This window comes from Pseudomonas sp. AC136 (assembly GCF_979258585.1).
The window spans coordinates 4,416,568-4,435,987 of sequence record NZ_OZ409865.1 but is presented as its reverse complement, the minus strand read 5'-3'; the positions used below and the strand labels follow the sequence as shown (position 1 = coordinate 4,435,987).

Genomic DNA, 19,420 nt, shown 5'->3' with positions numbered 1-19,420 from the left:
GGATGCTTTGAGGCCGTGCATTCTAACGCAAACCTCCCGCCAAGGCACTCGCGACGGGGACCCAGTCGACAGTTTTGCGCTAGCAGAAGAGCGGCCCGGCTGTCGAGATATGGCGACTTCAGCGCTTTGCGTATACTCCGCCGATGCCTGCACACACCTCGCTGCACAAACGCCCCCAGAAATGGTTGGCGGCAGCCACACTCCTGCTGTTGCTCTGCGGCTGCAGTGAGCCTCAGCCGACAGCCCTTGAGCGCATCCAAAAGGATGGCGTGCTGCGTGTGCTCACCCGTAACAGCCCCGCGACTTACTTTCAGGACCGCAACGGTGAGACCGGTTTCGAGTACGAGCTGGTCAAGCGTTTCGCCGACGATCTGGGCGTTGAACTGAAGATCGAGACCGCCGACAACCTCGATGAAATCTTCACCCGCCTCAACCAGGAAAACGGTCCGGCGTTGGCTGCGGCCGGTTTGGTCAGCAGCAAGGGGCGGATGAATCAGGCGCGCTTTTCTCAGTCGTACCTCGAAGTCACCCCGCAGATCATCTACCGCAACGGCGAGAACCGCCCGACTCGGCCGGAAGATTTGCTCAACAAACGCATCATGGTGCTCAAAGGCAGCAGCCACGCTGAACAGCTTGCCACCCTTAAAGGCCAATACCCCGAACTGAACTACGAAGAGTCGGACGCCGTAGAAATCGTCGACCTGCTGCGCATGGTCGACGAAGGCCAAATTGACCTGACGCTGGTGGATTCCAACGAGCTGGCAATGAACCAGGTGTATTTCCCCAATGTGCGCGTGGCCTTCGACTTCGGCGATGCCAACACCCTGGGCTGGGCGCTGCCGCCGGGCACCGACGACAGCCTGCTCAAGGAAGTGAATGCCTTTCTTGAGCGGGTGAAAATCAACGGCGTGCTGCAGCGTTTGAAAGACCGTTATTACGGCCATGTGGATGTGCTGGGCTACGTCGGCGCTTATACCTTCGCCAAGCACCTGCAACAACGCTTGCCGCGTTACGAGCAGCACTTTCGCCAGAACGGTAAAACCTATGAGTTGGACTGGCGCTTGCTCGCGGCCATCGGCTATCAGGAATCGTTGTGGCAACCCAACGCCACGTCGAAAACCGGCGTGCGCGGCTTGATGATGCTGACGCAAAACACCGCCGAGGCCATGGGTGTGTCCAACCGCCTGGACCCAAAACAGAGCATCAACGGCGGCAGCAAATATTTCGCCTCGATTCTGGAAAACCTCGCTCCCGAACTGACCGAGCCGGACCGCACCTGGTTTGCCCTGGCTGCCTACAACATCGGCATCGCTCACCTTGGCGACGCGCGCAAGCTGGCCGAAGCCGAAGGGCTGGACCCGAATAAGTGGCTGAACGTGAAATCCATGCTGCCGCGTTTGTCGCAAAAGCAGTGGTACAGCAAAACCAAATACGGCTATGCCCGAGGCGGCGAAACGGTGCACTTCGTGCAGAACATTCGCCGCTACTACGACATCCTCACCTGGGTGACGCAACCGCAACTGGAAGGCGGGCAGATGGCCGAAGGCAATCTGCATATTCCCAGTATTGAAAAGCCCAAGCAGGACGGTAACGGGCCGGCGGCGCTCTAAACATTGTGCTTTGGGAATGCCGTCATCCTCGCGAACGCGGGGATCCAGACTTTTCGTTATGACTCACATTCTGGATCCCCGCGTTCGCGAGGATGACGGATGATTGTTTTAAAGAGTTATTCGGCCTTCGCCCGCCGCTGTTTGAAAAACTCACTCAACACCGCGCTGCACTCCTCCGCCAACACCCCGCCTTCCACCATCACCCGATGGTTGAGAAAGATCTGGTCGAAGAACTTGCCCCGGCTTTGCACGGCGCCAGCTTTCGGCTCGGTGGCGCCGAACACCACGCGGTGGATGCGCGCATGCACCAGCAACCCGGCGCACATGCTGCACGGTTCCAGCGTGACGTACAGCGTGCTGCCCGGCAGCCGGTAGTTTTCCACGGCAGCAGACGCCGCGCGGATGGCGACCATCTCGGCATGGGCGCTGGGATCAAAGGTGGTGATCGGGCAGTTGAAGCCGCGCCCGATCACTTCACCGTCCTGCACCAGCACCGCGCCCACCGGCACCTCGCCAAGGCCGGCGCCCTGCGCGGCGAGCGCCAGGGCCTCGCGCATAAAGTGCGCGTCCTGGCTGCGGTCGATGATTTGCACTTTTCTCATGCCGTACTTGATCCGGTTACTCGACGAGGATGGAAGCCATCAACCCGGTTTCCATATGGTCGATCACGTGACAGTGGAACATCCACACGCCTGGATTATCGGCGACCAACGCCACCCGCGCATTTTCGTTCTTGCCCAACAGATAGGTGTCGGTGAAGTACGGGATGATTTTCTTGCGGTCCGAACTCAACACTTTGAAGCTCATGCCGTGCAGGTGAATCGGGTGCTGGTACTGGGCCATGTTGCGAAATTCGAGGATGTACGTCTGCCCCAGCTTCATTTTGGCGATAGGCCGGTCGGCGCAGGTTTTGTCGTTGATATCCCAGGCCTTGCCGTTGATTTGCCAGAAGGCAGGCGCGCGGCCATTGGTGGTCACCGACACGGCGCCCACCCACTCGAACTTGAAGTCGAGCACTTCGGCATTCTGCAAATCCGGCTCCGGAATCGGGTTGGCCGGCAGTTGCGGCGGCCAGTCGCCCGCCACTTCGTCGCTGGGCACCGAGCGGAACGTGGCCAGGCGTACCGGGCCGTTGCGCAGCGGCAGCTCAACGCCCGCCTCGGGCACTTTCAAGGCCAGGCACACGCGCATGCCGGGGCCTATCCAGTATTCCTTGCCGAACGGGCGCGGCTCAATCGGGTTGCCGTCCAACGCATACAAACGTGCATCAGCGCCTGGCAAGTTGAGGCGGTAGGTCACGGTGTTGTCGAGGTTGAAGATGCGCAACCGCACGATCTGCCCAGCCGGCAAATCGATAGTCGGCAAGTGCTCGGCATTGATCGTCGAGTAGCTGCCCGCCGTACCGCCGCGCGCGGCTTCACGGGGAATGCTGAAGGGCGTGAACGCGCCTTCGGCATCGATGTGCCAGGTTTTCAGGCTGAGCGAGCGTTCATGCTTGAAGCCGGTCGGCTCGCGCTCTTCCACCACCAGCGGCCCGACCAGGCCGTGGCCCAATTGTTGGCTGCTTAGCACGTGGGGGTGGTACCAGAAATTGCCGGCGTCCTGGGTGCGGAATTGGTAGTCGAAGTACTCGCCCGGCAATACCGGCAGTTGCGACACGTAGGGCACGCCGTCCATTTCCAACGGCAGGCGGATGCCATGCCAGTGAATGGTGGTGGGTTCGCTGAGTTTGTTGATAAAGCGCACCCGCAACCAATCGCCCTGACGGCTGCGCAGCTCCACGCCAGGCGCCGAACCGTTATAGGCCCAGGCCGGGGTTTTGTGACCGGCCACCAGTTCCAAATCCATGGGCGCGGCGATCAATTCGTAATCATGGGTCGTGCTGCCCAGCGGCCGTCCAAGCCAATAACGTACTCCTCCGGCACCAAGGCCAACGGCGGTCAAACCGAGCAGGCCACCGAGAATTTGTCGACGTGTAAAAGACATGGGTACAGACACCTTTTGACGATAAGGGACTTCGCTGGCCCATCAGGAATTCAGGTAGTGGCCGGTCTCTGGTGGACCGGCTTCGAGAAGCGGATTGGCACGCAAGGCCGCCGCGCATTATGACGAACACCTAGCGATCTTGCATGCCTGCGGTCAACCCGCAGCGGCCACGATCGGCCGTTCAAAGATACGGCGGGCCAGCGAAGGCGCGCCGTATGTGAGGCGTGCCGGCAGCGACGCTGCCGACGAGGGCTTACCAGTTGTAGCTGAGCTTGGCCGTGATTTCGCGGCCTGGGTTGTAGTAGTTGGCGGTGCCGGAGCCGACCACGTGCTGCTCGTCCAGCAGGTTGCTGACGTTAAGCGCCAGGTCGGTGCCTTTGTAGAGTTTGTAGTTGAGGGCGGCGTCGAAGAGGGTTTCGCCGTCGCTTTTGCCGGTGTTGGCGGCATCGTAGTAGTACGAACCGACGTAACGCGCACCCAAGCCGACGCTTACGTCCGTCGCCGGGATGTCGTAGTAAGTCCATAGCGACGCCGAGTGCTTGGGCGTGGCGACGAACTGGTTGCCCTTGATCGAGCTGCCGTCGTAGGAGGTGCCGCGAACCACTTCCGAATCTGTGTAGGAATAGCCGCCAAGCACGCTGACGTTTTCAGTGATTTCGGCTTTTGCTTCCAGATCAACGCCGCGAGCGCGTGACTCCCCAATAACTCGTTGCTGAATACCCGCGCCCGGCACCACCACGGAAATGGTGACGTTTTCCTGGGTCAGGTCATAAACGGCTGCCGAGAAGATTGCGTTCATGCCCATCGGCGCGTACTTGGCGCCCACTTCGTACTGGTTACCGGTCTTCGGTGTAACGCCCACTTCAGGCGGCGCTACCGATTCCACATAGCTGATGTAGGTTGAAATTTCGTCCGTAACGATAAAAGTCAGGGCCCCGCGATACGACGTCTCAGCGAAGTTATCCGACTCTTTGGCATCGCTGATATCGGTCACCGACAAATCCATAAAGTCGCGACGGGCGCCGGCAGTGAGGATGACGCGCTCATAAAAAGACAGGTTCTGCTGAGCGAACAGCGCCTTGTTTTTTGCGTCGGTCTTGTTGTCGGCATACGGGGCAACGCCCCGAGCCACGCCGGTGTAGACCGGACGGGAAAGATCAATCGGCGACGCACCGGTGTACACCGACTTCTCCGTTTTCGAAGAATCCAGGTACTCAACGCCGGCCACCGAGCTGCTGTCGATATTCTCGAAGCGGTGATCGTATTGCAGCATCACGTTGCCGTTGAACTGATGAGCCTCGGTGTCCGTGCCGAATTGATCGCGCGCCACGACGGAGCCGGTACGCGTGGACGAGTCGTTGACGTACACGTAGCCGAAGTCATCGTTCACTTCGCTGTAACGCAGATTGCTGCGCAGCGTGAAACCGTTATCGAAGTCATGGGACACGTTGCCGCTGAGACTGGTGCGCTCAACGTGGTGGAAGTTGTAGCTGGGCTCACCGTAAAAGTCGTCGCGGTCGTATTCCTTGTCCAACGGATAGCCGCCGCTATTCGGCGTGCTGTCGGTTTTCAGATAATCGAGAACCACGGTGGCTTTGGTGAAATCCGTGGGTGCCCAGGTCAAACCGCCCATGGCAAAGCGGTTGTCGTCCTGCGAGTGGTCGTATTCGCGATCACTGTTTTGCATCTTGGCGGTGAAGCGACCGGCGACGGTCTTTTCCTCGTTCAGCGCGTCGCCCACGTCGATCCCGGTTTCCTTGTGGTTATAGGAACCGTAGGTCACGTAGCCTTGGCCGAAGCTATTGAAGCGCGGCTGTTTGGTGACGAAGTTGACCGAACCACCTGGATCGGCCGGGCCAAACAGCGTGGAGTTGGCACCACGCAGGATTTCGATACGCTCGTAGGCGAACGGTTCTTCACGAACGCCGCGCATGGAGCTAAGCGTCAAACCATCCCGGTAGGTGGTGGCTTGGAAGCCGCGAATCTGGAAGTAATCGTTACGGTCATCGGAGCCGTAAAAATCAGTAATCACACCCGGCGTGTACTGCAACGCCTCTTCGGTGGTACTAACGCTGCGCTGTTCCATTTCCTTCTGAGTCACCACAGAAACAGAAGCCGGCGTGTTGAGGATACTGGTCGCAACTTTGCCACCTACCCACAGCTCTTGCGCCACCACGGTTTGCGAGTCGTCGCCGCTTTCGGCACTGGCATCGACAATAATCGGCGCAAGACGGTACGCGCCGTCTTCAGTCGCCGCCGTCTCTTCGGCTTTCACACCGATCGGCGCTCCGGCCAATGGCACACAAAGCATCACGGCAGCCGCCGTGCGCTGCTTGGCCGAGCGGCCGTTCACAAACCCCGTTTTGTTTTTGCGCATGCTTGCGATCCTTGATCTTCAACAACGTCAGCCGAAGGAACTCAGTGCACCGCGAGCAAAGCGGCGCCATCCCAAAATTTTCGGAAGAGATTGTATTAGAAAATAACTCGCAAATGACAAAGATACGCAAACACAAACGAGAAAATATTTTTTGAACGAAACGCGCGTTTCGCGCCCACAAAAAAGCCCGCTATTACGCGGGCTTTTCGCCGACCGTCCTTGGTCGGCAGGCAACCGAGGGAACCGTTATTCCCACTCAATCGTCGCAGGCGGCTTGCTCGACACGTCGTAGGTAACGCGCGAAATGCCTTCGATCTCGTTGATGATCCGGCCACTCACTGTTTCGAGCAGTTCGTAAGGCAGATGCGCCCAACGTGCGGTCATGAAGTCGATGGTTTCCACGGCGCGCAACGCCACAACCCAGGCGTAACGGCGACCATCACCGACCACGCCCACCGATTTCACCGGCTGGAATACGACGAAGGCCTGGCTGACTTTGTGGTACCAGTCGGCTTTGCGCAGTTCTTCGATAAAGATGTGGTCGGCACGGCGCAGCAGGTCGGCATATTCCTTTTTCACTTCGCCGAGAATGCGCACGCCCAGGCCCGGACCGGGGAACGGGTGGCGGTACACCATGTCGTACGGCAGGCCGAGTTCCAGGCCCAGACGGCGCACTTCGTCTTTGAACAGTTCGCGCAGCGGCTCGACCAGTTTCAGGTTCATTTCTTCCGGCAGACCGCCCACGTTGTGGTGCGACTTGATCACGTGCGCCTTGCCACTCTTGGCGCCAGCCGACTCGATCACGTCCGGGTAAATGGTGCCCTGAGCGAGGTACTTGATGTTATCGAGCTTGTTGGACTCGGCATCGAATACGTCGATAAAGGTGCGGCCGATGATTTTACGTTTCTTCTCTGGATCCGCTTCGCCCGCCAGGTTGTTGAGGAACTGCTCTTCCGCGTTGGCGCGAATCACTTTGACGCCCATGTTTTCAGCAAACATGGCCATCACTTGCTCGCCTTCATGCAGACGCAGCAGACCGTTGTCGACAAACACGCAGGTCAGCTGATCGCCAATGGCTTTGTGCAGCAGGGCAGCCACTACCGACGAATCCACACCGCCAGACAAGCCGAGCAGCACGTTGTCGGTGCCGACCTGAGCACGAACCTGGGCGATGGCGTCTTCGGCGATTTTCGACGGCGTCCACAGCGCTTCGCACTCGCAGATGTCGAGGATAAAGCGCGACAGAATGCGGCCACCTTGCTTGGTGTGGGTCACTTCCGGGTGGAACTGCACGCCGTAGTAACGACGCTCGTCGCTGAACATGCCGGCAATCGGGCAGCTCGGGGTGCTGGCCAGAATGTGGAAGTCTTCGGGCATCTTGGTGACTTTGTCACCGTGGCTCATCCACACATCGAGGCCGAGCACGCCGTCGGCGTCGACGTGGTCTTCAATGCCGTCGAGCAGGCGGCTTTTGCCGACCACGTCGACACGGGCGTAACCGAATTCACGCAGCTCGGAACCTTCAACCTTGCCGCCCAGCTGCTCGGCGATGGTTTGCATGCCGTAGCAAATACCGAAAACCGGCACGCCAAGATCGAACACCGCTTGCGGGCAACGCGGGCTGTTGGCGACGTGCACCGACTCCGGGCCGCCAGCGAGAATCACACCCTTGGGCGCAAATTCGCGGATTGCATCTTCGTCCATGTCGAACGGATGCAATTCGCAGTACACGCCGATCTCGCGCACGCGGCGAGCAATCAGTTGGGTGTACTGAGAGCCGAAATCGAGGATCAGGATGCGGTGGGCGTGAATATCGAGGGCCATGATTCAGTCTCGTCTAATCAATCGGTAACAGTCGTGGTTCAGAAACAACTCGGGGCTGAATAGAACAGCCCCGGTTGCTTAACGATTTGCTTGAAGGCTCAACCTACGCGGTAGTTCGGCGCCTCTTTCGTGATCTGCACATCGTGCACATGCGACTCGGCCATGCCCGCGCCGGTGATGCGCACGAACTCAGGCTCAGTCCGCATCTGCTCGATGGTGGCGCAGCCGGTGTAGCCCATGGAGGCACGCAGGCCACCCATCAGTTGATGGATGATGGCGGCCAGCGGGCCTTTGTAAGGCACGCGGCCTTCGATGCCTTCGGGAACCAGCTTTTCAGCACCGGCAGCGGAGTCTTGGAAGTAGCGGTCGGACGAGCCCTGGGTCTGCGCCATGGCGCCCAACGAGCCCATGCCACGGTAGGCCTTGTAGGAACGACCCTGGAACAGTTCGACTTCACCTGGCGCTTCTTCAGTACCGGCGAACATCGAGCCCATCATCACGCAGGACGCACCGGCAACGATGGCTTTGGACAAGTCACCGGAGAAGCGGATGCCACCGTCGGCAATCAACGGCACGCCGGTGCCTTCAAGGGCAGCGGCAACGTTGGAGACGGCGGAAATTTGCGGAACGCCAACACCAGCAACGATGCGGGTAGTGCAGATCGAGCCTGGGCCGATACCGACTTTCACTGCATCAGCGCCCGCTTCGGCCAGCGCCTTGGCGGCTGCGCCGGTGGCGATGTTGCCGCCGATAACCTGCACGTCCGGGAAGTTCTGTTTAACCCAGCGCACGCGGTCGATCACACCTTTGGAGTGACCGTGGGCGGTGTCGACCACGACTACGTCTACACCGGCAGCGACCAGGGCGGTCACGCGGTCAGCGGTGTCGGCGCCAGTGCCGACCGCCGCGCCAACGCGCAGACGACCTTGGTCATCTTTGCTGGCGAAGGGGTAAGCCTTGGCTTTCTCGATGTCGTTAACGGTCATCATGCCTTTAAGGTTGAAGGCTTCGTCGACGATCAGAACGCGCTCGATGCGGTGCTTGTGCAGCAGCTCGCGGGCTTCCTGTTTGTCGGCGCCTTCACGCACGGTGACCAAACGCTCTTTAGGCGTCATCACGTCGCGGACCTTGGCATCCAGACGGCTTTCGAAACGCACGTCACGGGAAGTGACGATGCCGACCAGATCGCCGTTGTGCAGCACGGGCACACCGGAAATGTTGTTCTGGCGGGTGAGGTCGAACAGATCACGCACGGTGGCGTCGGCTTCGATGGTGATTGGATCTTTCACCACGCCGCTTTCGAAGCGCTTCACTTTGCGCACTTCGGCAGCTTGCTGCTCGATGGTCATGTTCTTGTGGATGATGCCGATGCCGCCTTCCTGCGCCATGGCAATGGCCAGACGGGATTCGGTAACGGTATCCATCGCTGCGGAAATCAGCGGAATGTTCAGTTCAATACCACGGGTCAGTCGAGTTTTGAGGCTGACGTCTTTAGGCAGAACTTCGGAATAACCTGGAATAAGAAGGACGTCGTCGAAGGTTAGAGCTTCTTGACTGATACGCAGCATGGCGGGGGCTCCCGGACGGGAAAATGGAAGCGCGCCATTATACCCACGCGGGTAGCTTGGCTCAATGCAAAAGGTGAATTAGATGAAGTGGGGTTTTCCAAAACAAACTCAACTGCTTTGCTCCCCTCTCGCGCGTGCGGGAGAGGGGCCGGGGGTGAGGGCCAGCCGTCACGCAGATCAAAAACAAAAGCCCCTCACCCTCGCCCTCTCCCTAAGGGAGAGGGGACTGACCGAGTAAGCCTCGCTTACTCCCAATCAACCACCACTTCCCGCACCCCAAACCGCAACCGCTCGCCAAACTCTTCTATAAAGGAAGGCTTGAACGCCGCCTCGCCCCAGTTATTGAAAATAAACCCCAGGTTGGAAAACCCGCACGGCTGCAAAAACAGAAACCCATTGATGTCATCTTCAAATCCGCACAGCGGGCAAGTGAAGTTGTCGCTGACCTTGGGCATCCACTCGTCCAGGCTGTCGAACAGCGCCTCGCCCACTTCCTTGCGGCACTGCGGGCAGCCGGCTTCTTCATGGAAGTTCTTCGTCGGCGTATAGATGCAGCGTTTGGTCACTACCTCCAAGCCATTCACCGGCTGGCCAAACGGCAATCGCTCGGGATGCAAAACAATGCGTCTGGCGCCAGGAGCAATGGCGTAGGCCATGCGGTTGCCGGTGCGCCCGCAGGTGCTCAGCTCGGGCTCGACAATGTTGCGCTGCACCAGCCAACGCAGCATCAGCCGCGCCCGCGCCTCGTGGTTGGGAAAGGTGGAAATCTGTGGCACCAGAATGCGTTGTTGCTCAGCCATGCTCGCCCCCGAAATCAAAACAGCGCGCAGTTTAACAGCCCGCGCCTTTGGCTCACGGCGCGTAAGCCTCTATCATGCCCGCCATGATCAAAGACCCGTTCCAACGCCTCGGCCTTGACCGCGAAGTGCTCACCGTCAGCCAACTCAACGGCCGCGCACGCGTGCTGCTGGAAGATGTGTTCAGCAATATCTGGGTCGAGGGCGAGATTTCCAACCTGGCCAAGCCTGCCTCCGGCCATGTGTATTTCACCCTTAAAGACAGCAATGCCCAGGTGCGTTGTGCGCTGTTCCGGCAGAACGCCGCCCGCGTTCGTCAGGCCTTGCGCGATGGCTTGGCCGTTAAGGTGCGCGGCAAGGTTTCGCTGTTCGAAGGCCGCGGTGATTACCAGCTGATTCTCGACAGCGTAGAGCCGGCCGGCGACGGCGCGCTGCGTCTGGCCTTCGAGGCGTTGAAAGAAAAGCTCAGCAGCGAAGGCCTGTTCTCCGCCGAGAACAAAGTGCCCCTGCCCGCTCACCCGCAACGCATCGGCATCGTCAGCTCGCCGACCGGCGCGGTTATCCGCGACATCATCAGCGTGTTCAGCCGCCGCGCGCCGCACATTCAACTGACGCTGATCCCCACCGCCGTGCAGGGCCGCGAAGCCACCGGGCAAATTGTTCGTGCCTTGCAGCTCGCCGACCGGCACGGCTTTGACGCCTTGATCCTGGCCCGAGGCGGCGGCTCGCTCGAAGACCTCTGGTGCTTCAATGAAGAAGTGGTAGCCCGCGCCATTGCCGCCTGCGAAACCCCGATCATCAGCGCCGTTGGCCATGAAACCGATGTATCGATCAGCGACTTCGTCGCCGACGTTCGCGCGCCCACGCCATCGGCCGCTGCGGAATTGCTGGCGCCCGACGCCAACGAGTTGGTGCAACGCCTAACCAGCCTGCACCGCCGCCTGGTGATGCGCATGCACAACCGCATCGAGCGCGAACGCCTGCGCCTGGACGGTATCAGCCGCCGCCTGCGCCACCCCGGCGAGCGCCTGCGCCAGCAAGCACAACGGCTGGACGACCTGGACATGCGCCTGCGCCGTGCCTTCGTCACCCATCGGCAAAATTGCCAGGACCGCCTGATCCGCCTCGACATGCGCCTGGCTGCGCAACACCCCGGCCGCGCACTGGCTTTATTGCGCCAACGCCTCGACGGCCTCAACGAGCGCTTGCCACGCGCCATGCGTGAAGCGCTGAAAGACCGGCGCCAGCAGCTGCACAGCCAAGCGCAAACACTCAACGCCATTAGCCCGCTGGCAACGCTCGGCCGTGGCTACAGCATTTTGCTCGACGACAAAGGCCACGCTATTCGTAACGCCGCGCAAACCAAGCCCGGCCAGCGCCTCAAAGCGCGCCTGGGCGAAGGCGAGTTGGACGTGCGCGTAGAAGATAACCACCTGACCCCGGTGACCCTGTCACTGCTGGACTGACTTCCCACTCTTTATTCAGGCTTGCCCATGCGTGCTGTGCTGTTCTGCTTGTTTTGCCTCGCCCTCCCCGCCCACGCCGACAGTTACATCACACGCCTGCTGAACAAGCCGGTGCCCGGCGGCGTGGCGGTTGTCGACCTGGGCGCTGGCAACGGCACGCCATCCGCTACTTACCAAGGCAAGCCGGTGCTGGTGGTCAATGAACAAGGGCAGCGCTGGCTGGCGATTGTCGGCGTGCCGCTGACCAGCAAAGCCGGCGCGCAGAATGTGCTCGCCAAGGATGCCAGCGGAAGCCGCACGCTGAGCTTTACCGTCGGAGCCAAGCGTTACGCCGAGCAACGCATCACCTTGAAAAACCAGCGCCAGGTCAACCCGAACCCGGCTGACCTCAAGCGCATCGAGCGCGAACTGGCCGAGCAAACCCGCGCCTACCAAACTTTCAGTCCCGGCACGCCCAGCAACCTGCTGCTCGACAAACCGGTGAACGGCCCACTCTCCAGCCGCTTCGGCGTGCGCCGCTTTTTCAACGGCGAAGAACGCAACCCGCACTCCGGCCTAGACTTCGCGGTAGGCGCCGGCACGCCGATCAAAACCCCGGCGGCGGGCAAGGTCATTCTCATCGGCAACTATTTCTTTAACGGCAATACGGTATTTGTCGACCACGGCCAGGGCTTTATCAGCATGTTCTGCCATATGTCGAAAATCGACGCGAAGCTCGGCCAGGTGCTGGCGCGCGGCGGCGTGGTAGGCAAGGTCGGCGCCACTGGCCGGGCAACCGGGCCGCACATGCACTGGAATGTCAGCTTGAATGATGTACGCGTCGACCCCGCCATTTTCATCGGCAAGTTCGAGCCGTAAGCCCAACCCAACGCCTGCACAGGACGATGCACATGCAACAGCACTACGAAAACGCCGTGCAGTGGCTGGAACGCTTTCCTTATCTGTACAACCTGCTGGCCCTGGTGCTGCTGCTGTTTGCCGCGTGGCTGGCGAACTGGTTGATCAAGCGCGTGCTGGTGCGCGGCTTTTATCGAATGTTGCGCGCCACCCATTTGGGGCAGGACAAAGCCCTGGCGCGCTCGCACATCATTTCGCGCCTGGCCAATGTGGTGCCGGCGCTGATTCTGGCCAGCGGCATCGAGCTGATTCCCGACTTACCCAAAGGCGTCATCACCGTCACACGCAACGTGTGCGGCGCGTTTATTGTGCTGACCCTCGCGCTGGCCGTGAGCGGCGCACTAACCCTGGCCAACTCGTTTTACGAGCGCCGCCCGGACGCGCATTTGCGGCCGATCAAGGGTTACTTCCAGATCGTCAAAATCGCCATCTACGTGATCGCCACGGTGCTGATGATCGCCACACTGGTCGACCGCTCGCCGCTGATTCTGCTCTCCGGCCTGGGCGCCATGGCCGCCGTGCTGATTCTGATATTCCAGGACACCCTGCTCTCGCTGGTGGCCAGCGTGCAGATTTCCTCGAACGACATCGTGCGCGTGGGCGACTGGATTGAAATGCCGCAACTGAACGCCGACGGCGATGTGATCGACATCGCCCTGCACACCATCAAGGTGCAGAACTGGGATAAAACCATCACCACGATTCCCACCAAACGCTTTATCACTGACTCGTTCAAAAACTGGCGCGGCATGCAGGAAGCCGGCGGGCGGCGGATCAAGCGCAGCCTGCATCTGGACCAGAACAGCGTGCACTTCCTCAACCCCGAGGAAATCGAGCATCTGCGTCAGTTCAAACTGCTGGCGCCGTACCTGAAAAGTAAAGAAAGCGAGCTGATGAGCTGGAACAGTCAACTGGAGGAACCGCTGCGCGTGGCGGTGAACACCCGGCGCGTGACCAACATCGGCACCTTTCGCGCCTACGTCGAAAATTACCTGCGCCAGCACCAAGGCATCCGCCAGGACATGACCCTGCTGGTGCGTCAGATGGCGCCACTCGCCGACGGACTGCCCCTGGAGCTGTATTGCTTCACCAACACCACCGCCTGGGTGGCGTACGAGGCGATTCAGTCAGACATCTTCGACCACATGCTGGCGATCCTTCCGGAGTTTGGCTTACGCGTGTTCCAGCACCCGAGCGGCGCGGATATGCGCGCGTACCAGGCCGCCATCAGCGAGCGGCCGGCGTCGTTTTAGCGGCCTAGGCCCGCGACCATTAACCCCCAGGCGAACGCGACGATGTGCGCGCGCAATATTTGCCAAACAAGGGTTCGTGTCGCACAACTTTATTTCGCCAATTGGCCCGCTGCGCTACAAATCACCAAATTTTTCGCACCGGTTGCCATATTCAACCCAAGTGAATAGGGTTAACCGCATGAAAACGCCCCATACCCTCATTCTGCTGCGCCAACACGCCTGCCTGTGCCTGGTCAGTCCGCGACTGCAAAGCTGACTGCTCACCTCGCCGCGCTACGCTGTTATAGAAATCAAATATCCCGGTCGGCCACCCTCATCTGGCCACGCTTCATAAAGGAACTCGCCATGAGTATGCTCAAAGACCCGTCGCATAAATACCGTGCCTTCACACCGATCAACATTCCCGACCGCACCTGGCCGAGCAAAGTGATCGACAAGGCGCCGATCTGGCTGAGCACCGACCTGCGTGATGGCAACCAGTCGCTTATCGAGCCGATGGATGCCGACAAAAAAATGCGTTTCTTCAAAACCCTGCTGGCCGTGGGTTTGAAGGAAATTGAAGTGGGCTTTCCGTCCGCCTCGCAAACCGACTTCGACTTCGTGCGTGAACTGATCGAAGGCGGCCATATTCCGGACGACGTGACCATTCAGGTGCTCACCCAGGCCCGCGAAGACCTGATCGAGCGCACCTTTGAATCGCTCAAAGGCGCCAAGAAAGCCATCGTTCACTACTACAACGCCTGCGCGCCGAGCTTTCGCCGCATCGTCTTCAACCAAGACAAAAACGGCGTAAAAGAAATTGCCGTGAGCGCCGGCCAGATCATCAAGCGCCTGGCCGACGCCGCGCCAGAAACCCAGTGGGGTTTTGAGTATTCGCCGGAAGTGTTCAGCTCCACCGAAATCGATTTCTCGGTCGAGGTGTGCAACGCGGTGATCGCCGTGTTCCAGCCAACCCCGGCCAAGCCGCTGATCCTCAACCTGCCGGCAACCATCGAAAACGCGACGCCGAACAACTACGCCGACCAAATCGAATGGTTCTGCCGTCATGTGGATCGCCGTGACAGCGTGTTGATCAGCCTGCACACCCACAACGACCGTGGCACCGGCGTGGCCGCCACCGAGCTGGGCTTGATGGCCGGCGCCGACCGCGTGGAAGGCTGCCTGTTCGGCAACGGCGAGCGCACTGGCAACGTGTGCCTGGTGACTGTCGCCCTGAACCTGTACACCCAGGGCATCGACCCGCAGCTGGACTTCTCCGACATCGACACCGTGCGCAAGGTGGTTGAAGACTGCAACCAACTGCCCGTGCACCCGCGTCACCCGTACGTGGGCGACCTGGTGCACACCGCGTTCTCCGGCTCGCACCAGGACGCCATCCGCAAGGGTTTCGCCCAGCAGAAAGAAGACGGCGTGTGGGAAGTGCCGTACTTGCCAATCGACCCGGCCGACATCGGCCGCAGCTACGAGGCGGTGATTCGCGTCAACAGCCAGTCGGGCAAAGGCGGCATTACCTTCCTGCTCGAACAGGAATACGGCATCAGCTTGCCGCGCCGTATGCAGATCGAATTCAGCCAGGTTGTGCAGAAAGAAACCGACCGCCTGGGCCTGGAAATGACGGCCGAGCAGATTTACAGCCTGTTGCAGAACGAATACCTGCAAGCCGCCAGCCCGTACGCCCTGAAAAGCCATCGTTTGCAGGAAGAGAACGGCATCTGCAACGTCGATGTCGACGTCAGTGTCAGCGGTGAATTGCGCCGCAAACACGGCACCGGCAAGGGGCCGCTGGAAGCACTGGTTGCCGCCTTGCCGCAGAACCTGGAAATCATCGACTACCACGAACACGCCATCGGCGCGGGCGCCAATGCCAAAGCGGCGGCGTATATCGAAGTGCGCCTGAACGGCGGGCGTCCGGTATTTGGGGTAGGCATTGACGAAAACATCACCACCGCCAGCTTCCGCGCCTTGTTCAGCGCGCTGAACCGAGCGTTGAAACAGGCCGAGGAAAGCTCGCAGGCGGCGTGAGTGGGTTGCGGTAGTTGGGAACGGGGCGCCTGGTGGGCGCCCTTTTTTATGGCCTTTGGAAACTGCGGAACGAAGGACGGCGGTGCAGCCGGGAGATGCGTCTCTGGACTTAACGACGTCCTCGCCCCCACCGCCGTCACCCTCGCGCACGCGAGGATGACGGGGGATTGGCTGAGAGGTACGTCCCTAGACTGACGAGGCCCTCGCCCACACCACCGTCACCCCCGCGAAGGCGGGGGTCCAGTATCGGTCAGGAGAGCGGCGATCTATCCGAAAGCCTGGATCCCCGCCTTCGCGAGGATGACGGGGAATTGAGCTGAAAGGTACGTCCCTAGACTGACGAGGTCCTCGCCCCCACCACCGTCACCCTCGCGCACGCGGGGGTCCAGTATCGTTCAGGCGAACGGTGATCGATCCGAAAACCTGGATCACGAATCGTCGGACCGCCGCCTTCGCGAGGATGACGGTGGTTTGGGCCAGGTCTACCGCCACCCAACAAAAAGCCCCGCATTCAGCGGGGCTCTTCTAATCCAGCAAAACGCCCTTACTGCCGCGCATTCAACTGCTGCTGAAGATTCTGCACCTGCGCCTGCAGCGTGCTGATGTTGCGGGTCATCTGCGCACGGAAGGCGTCGAACTCGCTGGTGTTGGCACTCGCCGCAGCCGGCCGGTTTTCCTGTTCGCTTTTTAGCACCAGCAAATCCTGCTCAAGCCGGCCAATCGCGACATTCGGGTTGCCCTGTTTTTTCAACGCGTCGATGTCAGCGCCAAGGCTTTTGAGCTGGGCGTCGATCTTGCTGGTGTCACCCTGCGCCGCTTTCAGCGCGGCCTGGTCGCTGGCCACGGTTTTCAGTTTGCTGTCGAACTGCGCGGTGGCGTCTTGCTGGGTTTTCAGGTCGGCGGCGACTTGCTCTACGCGCTTGCTCTGGTCGCCCTGCTTGCTGTTCAAGGTTTGCAGTTGCTTGGTCAAGTCGGCGACTTTGCTTTCCAGCCCTTTGACCTGCAAGCGCAAGGCTTCGCTGCCGCTGGTGACGTTGGACTCCGTGGCCACCACCTTGCCGGAAATATCCTGAATACGCCCGGCGGCGTCTTCGCTGATGCGGGCGAAGCTTTCTTGCGTGGCAACCAGTTGCTGGCTCATCAGCTCGATTTGCTGATGACTCCACCAGCCCAAGCCGCCAAACGCGATCATCAGGGCGGCGACCAATGTCCACAGCGGCGCCGTGCTAGGGCCTTTGGTTTTGGCGGACGGGCTTACATAACCACGGTCCAGCGGCGCGTGGCGGGGGTGATCGTGGTTTTCGGCGGCAAAGTCATGGTCGCGTGCGTCAGTGGTCAGGCTGGGAACGTTGTCCAGTTCATCGAGAGCGTCGTTACGCATGGGTCAACCTTTTGGGCACGCAGTGAATGATTGGAGCGACAGGGCGCGCAGTATACCGAGCGCAGCGGTGGTGCCCAATGGGGCATAACGCACCGCCGCCGCGCATGTAAAGCCGCCGAGACACCCATCGACCGCCTGCAGAGCGCGCAGTTCCTGGTTTTGTGAACTGGTACAGCATTTGCTATGACCCTGATGCTCGCCAACGAGCGGCGAATAACCACGCGCCAGATCGGCCCAAGCCGGCAAACGCGCGGGTTATTCAGTCCGGAAAACACTGCCCGACCAGCACACGTTTTCACACCCAGGCTCCGCTTCGGCCTTGGGTTAACGGGGGAAAATCGAATGGAACTGACTAAATCTGTACTCGATTGCATGCAAACACTGCGGCGCCGACTGCGTCAGGAACAACAGGTGGACGTGCGCCTCAGCCAGCCCGACGCCATCATGTGCATGCTGGTGGCCTGCGCGGCGTCCGATAACGAACAAACCCGCGAGATGGGCCACACGCTCAGTGAGCTGACCGACATCCGGCTCGCCCCGCCGGCACTCAGCGAAGCCGAACTGATCGCCAAGTACACGCGCTACGCCGGCCCGCTAAGAGGCTGACGGAACGCGCTTAGCGAGCGCCTTCGCCGACCACTTTCCACCAAGTGCAAAACTCATCGAGCGCGGTCCAGATCGGGGTCTGGGGCGCGTAGTCGAGTTCGCGTCGGGCGCGACTGATGTCGAGGGAAAAGTCTTTCGACATGACCGCCACGCCCAGGCGAAACAGGTTCGGCTGCGGCCGCCCCGGCAGTAACTTGCATACGGTTTCGTTCACCGTGGCGGCCGCATAGGCCAGGCCCACGGGCACGTGTTTGGTCACGGGCGGCAGGTCGAGCTGGCGTAACACGTAATTGACCACATCCCACAGCGGCACCGGTTCGCCGTTGCTGATGTTGTACACCTTGCCCAACGCCGGCCCGCCCGCCAGCAGGCTGCTGAACAGCGCCTCGTTGAGGTTGTGCATGCTGGTGAAGTCGACGCGGTTGAGGCCGTTGCCGATGATCGCCAGGCGGCCCTTGCGCTGCATCTCGATCAAGCGCGGAAAGATGCTGGTGTCGCCTGCGCCGGTGACGAAGCGTGGACGCAGGGCGATCACTTCCAAACCGAATTCCTGCGCCGCCATCACCTCCTGTTCGGCGATGAATTTGGTTTCGCCGTAGTAGTCGACGAACTTCTTCGGCACCTGTTCTTCGGTGAGGCCGATGTGGGATTTGCCGTCGAAATACACCGAGGGCGAAGACAGGTGCACCAGTCGCCGCACCTTCTGCCCGAGGCAGGCTTCGATCACGTTTTGCGTCAGCACTACGTTGCCGTTGTAGAAATGCTCCCGCCGGCCCCAGGTGCCGACGGCGCCGGCACAGTGCACGACCATGTCCACGTCGTGGCAAAGGCTGCGCACCAGGCTCGGGTCGCTGAGGTCGCCCTGCACATATTCGGCGCCGCGCTTGATTAGGTGCTCTACCGCTTCCGGGCGGCGGCCGTTGATACGCACCGCCAACCCTTGCTCCAACGCAAAGCGGGCGAAGCGTCCGCCGATAAAGCCACTCGCCCCGGTCACCAGAATCTTCATCGCCCACCGCCATGGTTTTTGTAATGGCGGTGACTGTAGCAAGCACAGCGTACCGGCGCTGTGACCTGTAGAGCCAAGATTCTGGCTTACCACCTGCCCTGGCGCACCTGATCAACTGAGGCATCGCGCTGCGCGTCCGCTCCGGATTTCCGCGCTCAAGCTGCAGTGCTCCGAGTCCTCGGACGGAAAGCTCAGACGCTCAAAGCCGAAGCAGGCGCTTTAGACCAACGCCTTCCTCGCCCACTGTTTCCACTGCTTCAAAACCCCACAATCGAGAAAGGACGTAACCATGCATCAGAAAACCACTGCAGCTGACGACGACCAACCCGTGTTGACCCGGGGGGTCCTGGGAAAGCACATTTTTGGTGAACTCATGCAATTCATCAGCGCCCCGTCGGTGCTTACGTTCGATGGCAAACCGTACGACAACAGCCAGGCCGAGCACGAATATATGGCCATCAATATTGACCGGGACAACTACGGATACATGAAGGAACCAGAACAGGGCTTTAACACCACCTGGTTCAACCCTAGTGACCACGACCACGTGATGACCGACACCGACATCGCGTACGCCAAAAAGATTGCCGTAGTTTCCGGTCGCTGATCAGAACCATCGCCAAA

15 protein-coding genes are annotated in these 19,420 nt (G+C 60.3%); 7 read left to right on the top strand and 8 right to left on the bottom strand.

The window, feature by feature from the left end; all coding sequences use genetic code 11:
* Window positions 1-143: 143 nt before the first annotated feature.
* On the top strand, window positions 144-1,610 hold the full coding sequence (mltF, locus tag ACZZZU_RS19815; protein ID WP_463381879.1) for a membrane-bound lytic murein transglycosylase MltF: 1,467 nt from the start codon (window positions 144-146) through the stop codon (window positions 1,608-1,610).
* A gap of 116 nt (window positions 1,611-1,726) precedes the next feature.
* Here mltF and tadA read toward each other — a convergent pair whose 3' ends face one another.
* The 6 genes from tadA to ACZZZU_RS19785 form a co-directional block, all read right to left on the bottom strand.
* Window positions 1,727-2,212 (bottom strand): tRNA adenosine(34) deaminase TadA, encoded by a 486-nt coding sequence (tadA, locus tag ACZZZU_RS19810; protein ID WP_463551591.1) that lies wholly within the window; start codon window positions 2,210-2,212, stop codon window positions 1,727-1,729.
* Window positions 2,213-2,228: 16 nt separating this feature from the next.
* Window positions 2,229-3,596, bottom strand: a complete 1,368-nt coding sequence (locus ACZZZU_RS19805; protein ID WP_122492778.1) for a multicopper oxidase family protein — start codon at window positions 3,594-3,596, stop codon at window positions 2,229-2,231.
* 253 nt (window positions 3,597-3,849) lie between these two features.
* Window positions 3,850-5,907, bottom strand: coding sequence for a TonB-dependent siderophore receptor (locus ACZZZU_RS19800; protein WP_463552166.1), 2,058 nt, complete (start codon window positions 5,905-5,907; stop codon window positions 3,850-3,852).
* 312 nt (window positions 5,908-6,219) lie between these two features.
* On the bottom strand, window positions 6,220-7,797 hold the full coding sequence (gene guaA / locus ACZZZU_RS19795) for a glutamine-hydrolyzing GMP synthase (protein WP_463551590.1): 1,578 nt from the start codon (window positions 7,795-7,797) through the stop codon (window positions 6,220-6,222).
* A gap of 98 nt (window positions 7,798-7,895) precedes the next feature.
* The gene (gene guaB / locus ACZZZU_RS19790) at window positions 7,896-9,365 is read right to left on the bottom strand and encodes an IMP dehydrogenase (RefSeq protein ID WP_463381875.1); all 1,470 of its coding nucleotides are present in this window, start codon (window positions 9,363-9,365) and stop codon (window positions 7,896-7,898) included.
* A 245-nt stretch (window positions 9,366-9,610) separates the two neighbouring features.
* Window positions 9,611-10,165, bottom strand: a complete 555-nt coding sequence (locus tag ACZZZU_RS19785; protein ID WP_463551589.1) for a sugar ABC transporter ATPase — start codon at window positions 10,163-10,165, stop codon at window positions 9,611-9,613.
* An 83-nt stretch (window positions 10,166-10,248) separates the two neighbouring features.
* Between ACZZZU_RS19785 and xseA the strand changes: the two genes are divergently transcribed.
* The 4 genes from xseA to leuA all read left to right on the top strand — a co-directional run bounded on the left by xseA (window position 10,249) and on the right by leuA (window position 15,800).
* On the top strand, window positions 10,249-11,628 hold the full coding sequence (gene xseA, locus ACZZZU_RS19780; RefSeq protein WP_463552165.1) for an exodeoxyribonuclease VII large subunit: 1,380 nt from the start codon (window positions 10,249-10,251) through the stop codon (window positions 11,626-11,628).
* A gap of 27 nt (window positions 11,629-11,655) precedes the next feature.
* Complete coding sequence (locus ACZZZU_RS19775) at window positions 11,656-12,486, top strand: peptidoglycan DD-metalloendopeptidase family protein (RefSeq protein ID WP_463551588.1); 831 nt, start codon at window positions 11,656-11,658, stop codon at window positions 12,484-12,486.
* 32 nt (window positions 12,487-12,518) lie between these two features.
* Window positions 12,519-13,778: a mechanosensitive ion channel family protein gene (locus tag ACZZZU_RS19770; protein WP_463551587.1), complete on the top strand. Its 1,260-nt coding sequence runs from the start codon at window positions 12,519-12,521 to the stop codon at window positions 13,776-13,778.
* Window positions 13,779-14,123: 345 nt separating this feature from the next.
* Window positions 14,124-15,800 carry a 2-isopropylmalate synthase gene (gene leuA, locus ACZZZU_RS19765; RefSeq protein WP_463551586.1) on the top strand — a complete coding sequence of 559 codons (1,677 nt, stop codon included), beginning with the start codon at window positions 14,124-14,126 and terminating at the stop codon, window positions 15,798-15,800.
* 544 nt (window positions 15,801-16,344) lie between these two features.
* Here the strand turns inward: leuA and ACZZZU_RS19760 are convergent.
* Window positions 16,345-17,181: an ATPase gene (locus tag ACZZZU_RS19760; RefSeq protein ID WP_463551585.1), complete on the bottom strand. Its 837-nt coding sequence runs from the start codon at window positions 17,179-17,181 to the stop codon at window positions 16,345-16,347.
* Window positions 17,182-17,523: 342 nt separating this feature from the next.
* Between ACZZZU_RS19760 and ACZZZU_RS19755 the strand changes: the two genes are divergently transcribed.
* On the top strand, window positions 17,524-17,787 hold the full coding sequence (locus ACZZZU_RS19755) for a hypothetical protein (protein WP_122492787.1): 264 nt from the start codon (window positions 17,524-17,526) through the stop codon (window positions 17,785-17,787).
* A gap of 10 nt (window positions 17,788-17,797) precedes the next feature.
* Here the strand turns inward: ACZZZU_RS19755 and ACZZZU_RS19750 are convergent, their stop codons facing one another.
* Entirely contained in the window at window positions 17,798-18,796 is a 999-nt protein-coding gene (locus ACZZZU_RS19750; protein ID WP_122492788.1) for an NAD-dependent epimerase/dehydratase family protein, read from the bottom strand.
* A 289-nt stretch (window positions 18,797-19,085) separates the two neighbouring features.
* Between ACZZZU_RS19750 and ACZZZU_RS19745 the strand changes: the two genes are divergently transcribed.
* Window positions 19,086-19,403, top strand: coding sequence for a hypothetical protein (locus ACZZZU_RS19745; protein WP_122492789.1), 318 nt, complete (start codon window positions 19,086-19,088; stop codon window positions 19,401-19,403).
* The last annotated feature ends 17 nt before the right edge of the window (window positions 19,404-19,420 follow it).

Bases quoted from the DNA above. Each gene is read 5' to 3' on its own strand.
- mltF (WP_463381879.1), top strand. From the start codon at position 144: ATGCCTGCACACACCTCGCTGCACAAACGCCCCCAGAAATGGTTGGCG.
- tadA (WP_463551591.1), bottom strand. From the start codon at position 2,212: ATGAGAAAAGTGCAAATCATCGACCGCAGCCAGGACGCGCACTTTATG.
- ACZZZU_RS19805 (WP_122492778.1), bottom strand. From the start codon at position 3,596: ATGTCTTTTACACGTCGACAAATTCTCGGTGGCCTGCTCGGTTTGACC.
- ACZZZU_RS19800 (WP_463552166.1), bottom strand. From the start codon at position 5,907: ATGCTTTGTGTGCCATTGGCCGGAGCGCCGATCGGTGTGAAAGCCGAA.
- guaA (WP_463551590.1), bottom strand. From the start codon at position 7,797: ATGGCCCTCGATATTCACGCCCACCGCATCCTGATCCTCGATTTCGGC.
- guaB (WP_463381875.1), bottom strand. From the start codon at position 9,365: ATGCTGCGTATCAGTCAAGAAGCTCTAACCTTCGACGACGTCCTTCTT.
- ACZZZU_RS19785 (WP_463551589.1), bottom strand. From the start codon at position 10,165: ATGGCTGAGCAACAACGCATTCTGGTGCCACAGATTTCCACCTTTCCC.
- xseA (WP_463552165.1), top strand. From the start codon at position 10,249: ATGATCAAAGACCCGTTCCAACGCCTCGGCCTTGACCGCGAAGTGCTC.
- ACZZZU_RS19775 (WP_463551588.1), top strand. From the start codon at position 11,656: ATGCGTGCTGTGCTGTTCTGCTTGTTTTGCCTCGCCCTCCCCGCCCAC.
- ACZZZU_RS19770 (WP_463551587.1), top strand. From the start codon at position 12,519: ATGCAACAGCACTACGAAAACGCCGTGCAGTGGCTGGAACGCTTTCCT.
- leuA (WP_463551586.1), top strand. From the start codon at position 14,124: ATGAGTATGCTCAAAGACCCGTCGCATAAATACCGTGCCTTCACACCG.
- ACZZZU_RS19760 (WP_463551585.1), bottom strand. From the start codon at position 17,181: ATGCGTAACGACGCTCTCGATGAACTGGACAACGTTCCCAGCCTGACC.
- ACZZZU_RS19755 (WP_122492787.1), top strand. From the start codon at position 17,524: ATGGAACTGACTAAATCTGTACTCGATTGCATGCAAACACTGCGGCGC.
- ACZZZU_RS19750 (WP_122492788.1), bottom strand. From the start codon at position 18,796: ATGAAGATTCTGGTGACCGGGGCGAGTGGCTTTATCGGCGGACGCTTC.
- ACZZZU_RS19745 (WP_122492789.1), top strand. From the start codon at position 19,086: ATGCATCAGAAAACCACTGCAGCTGACGACGACCAACCCGTGTTGACC.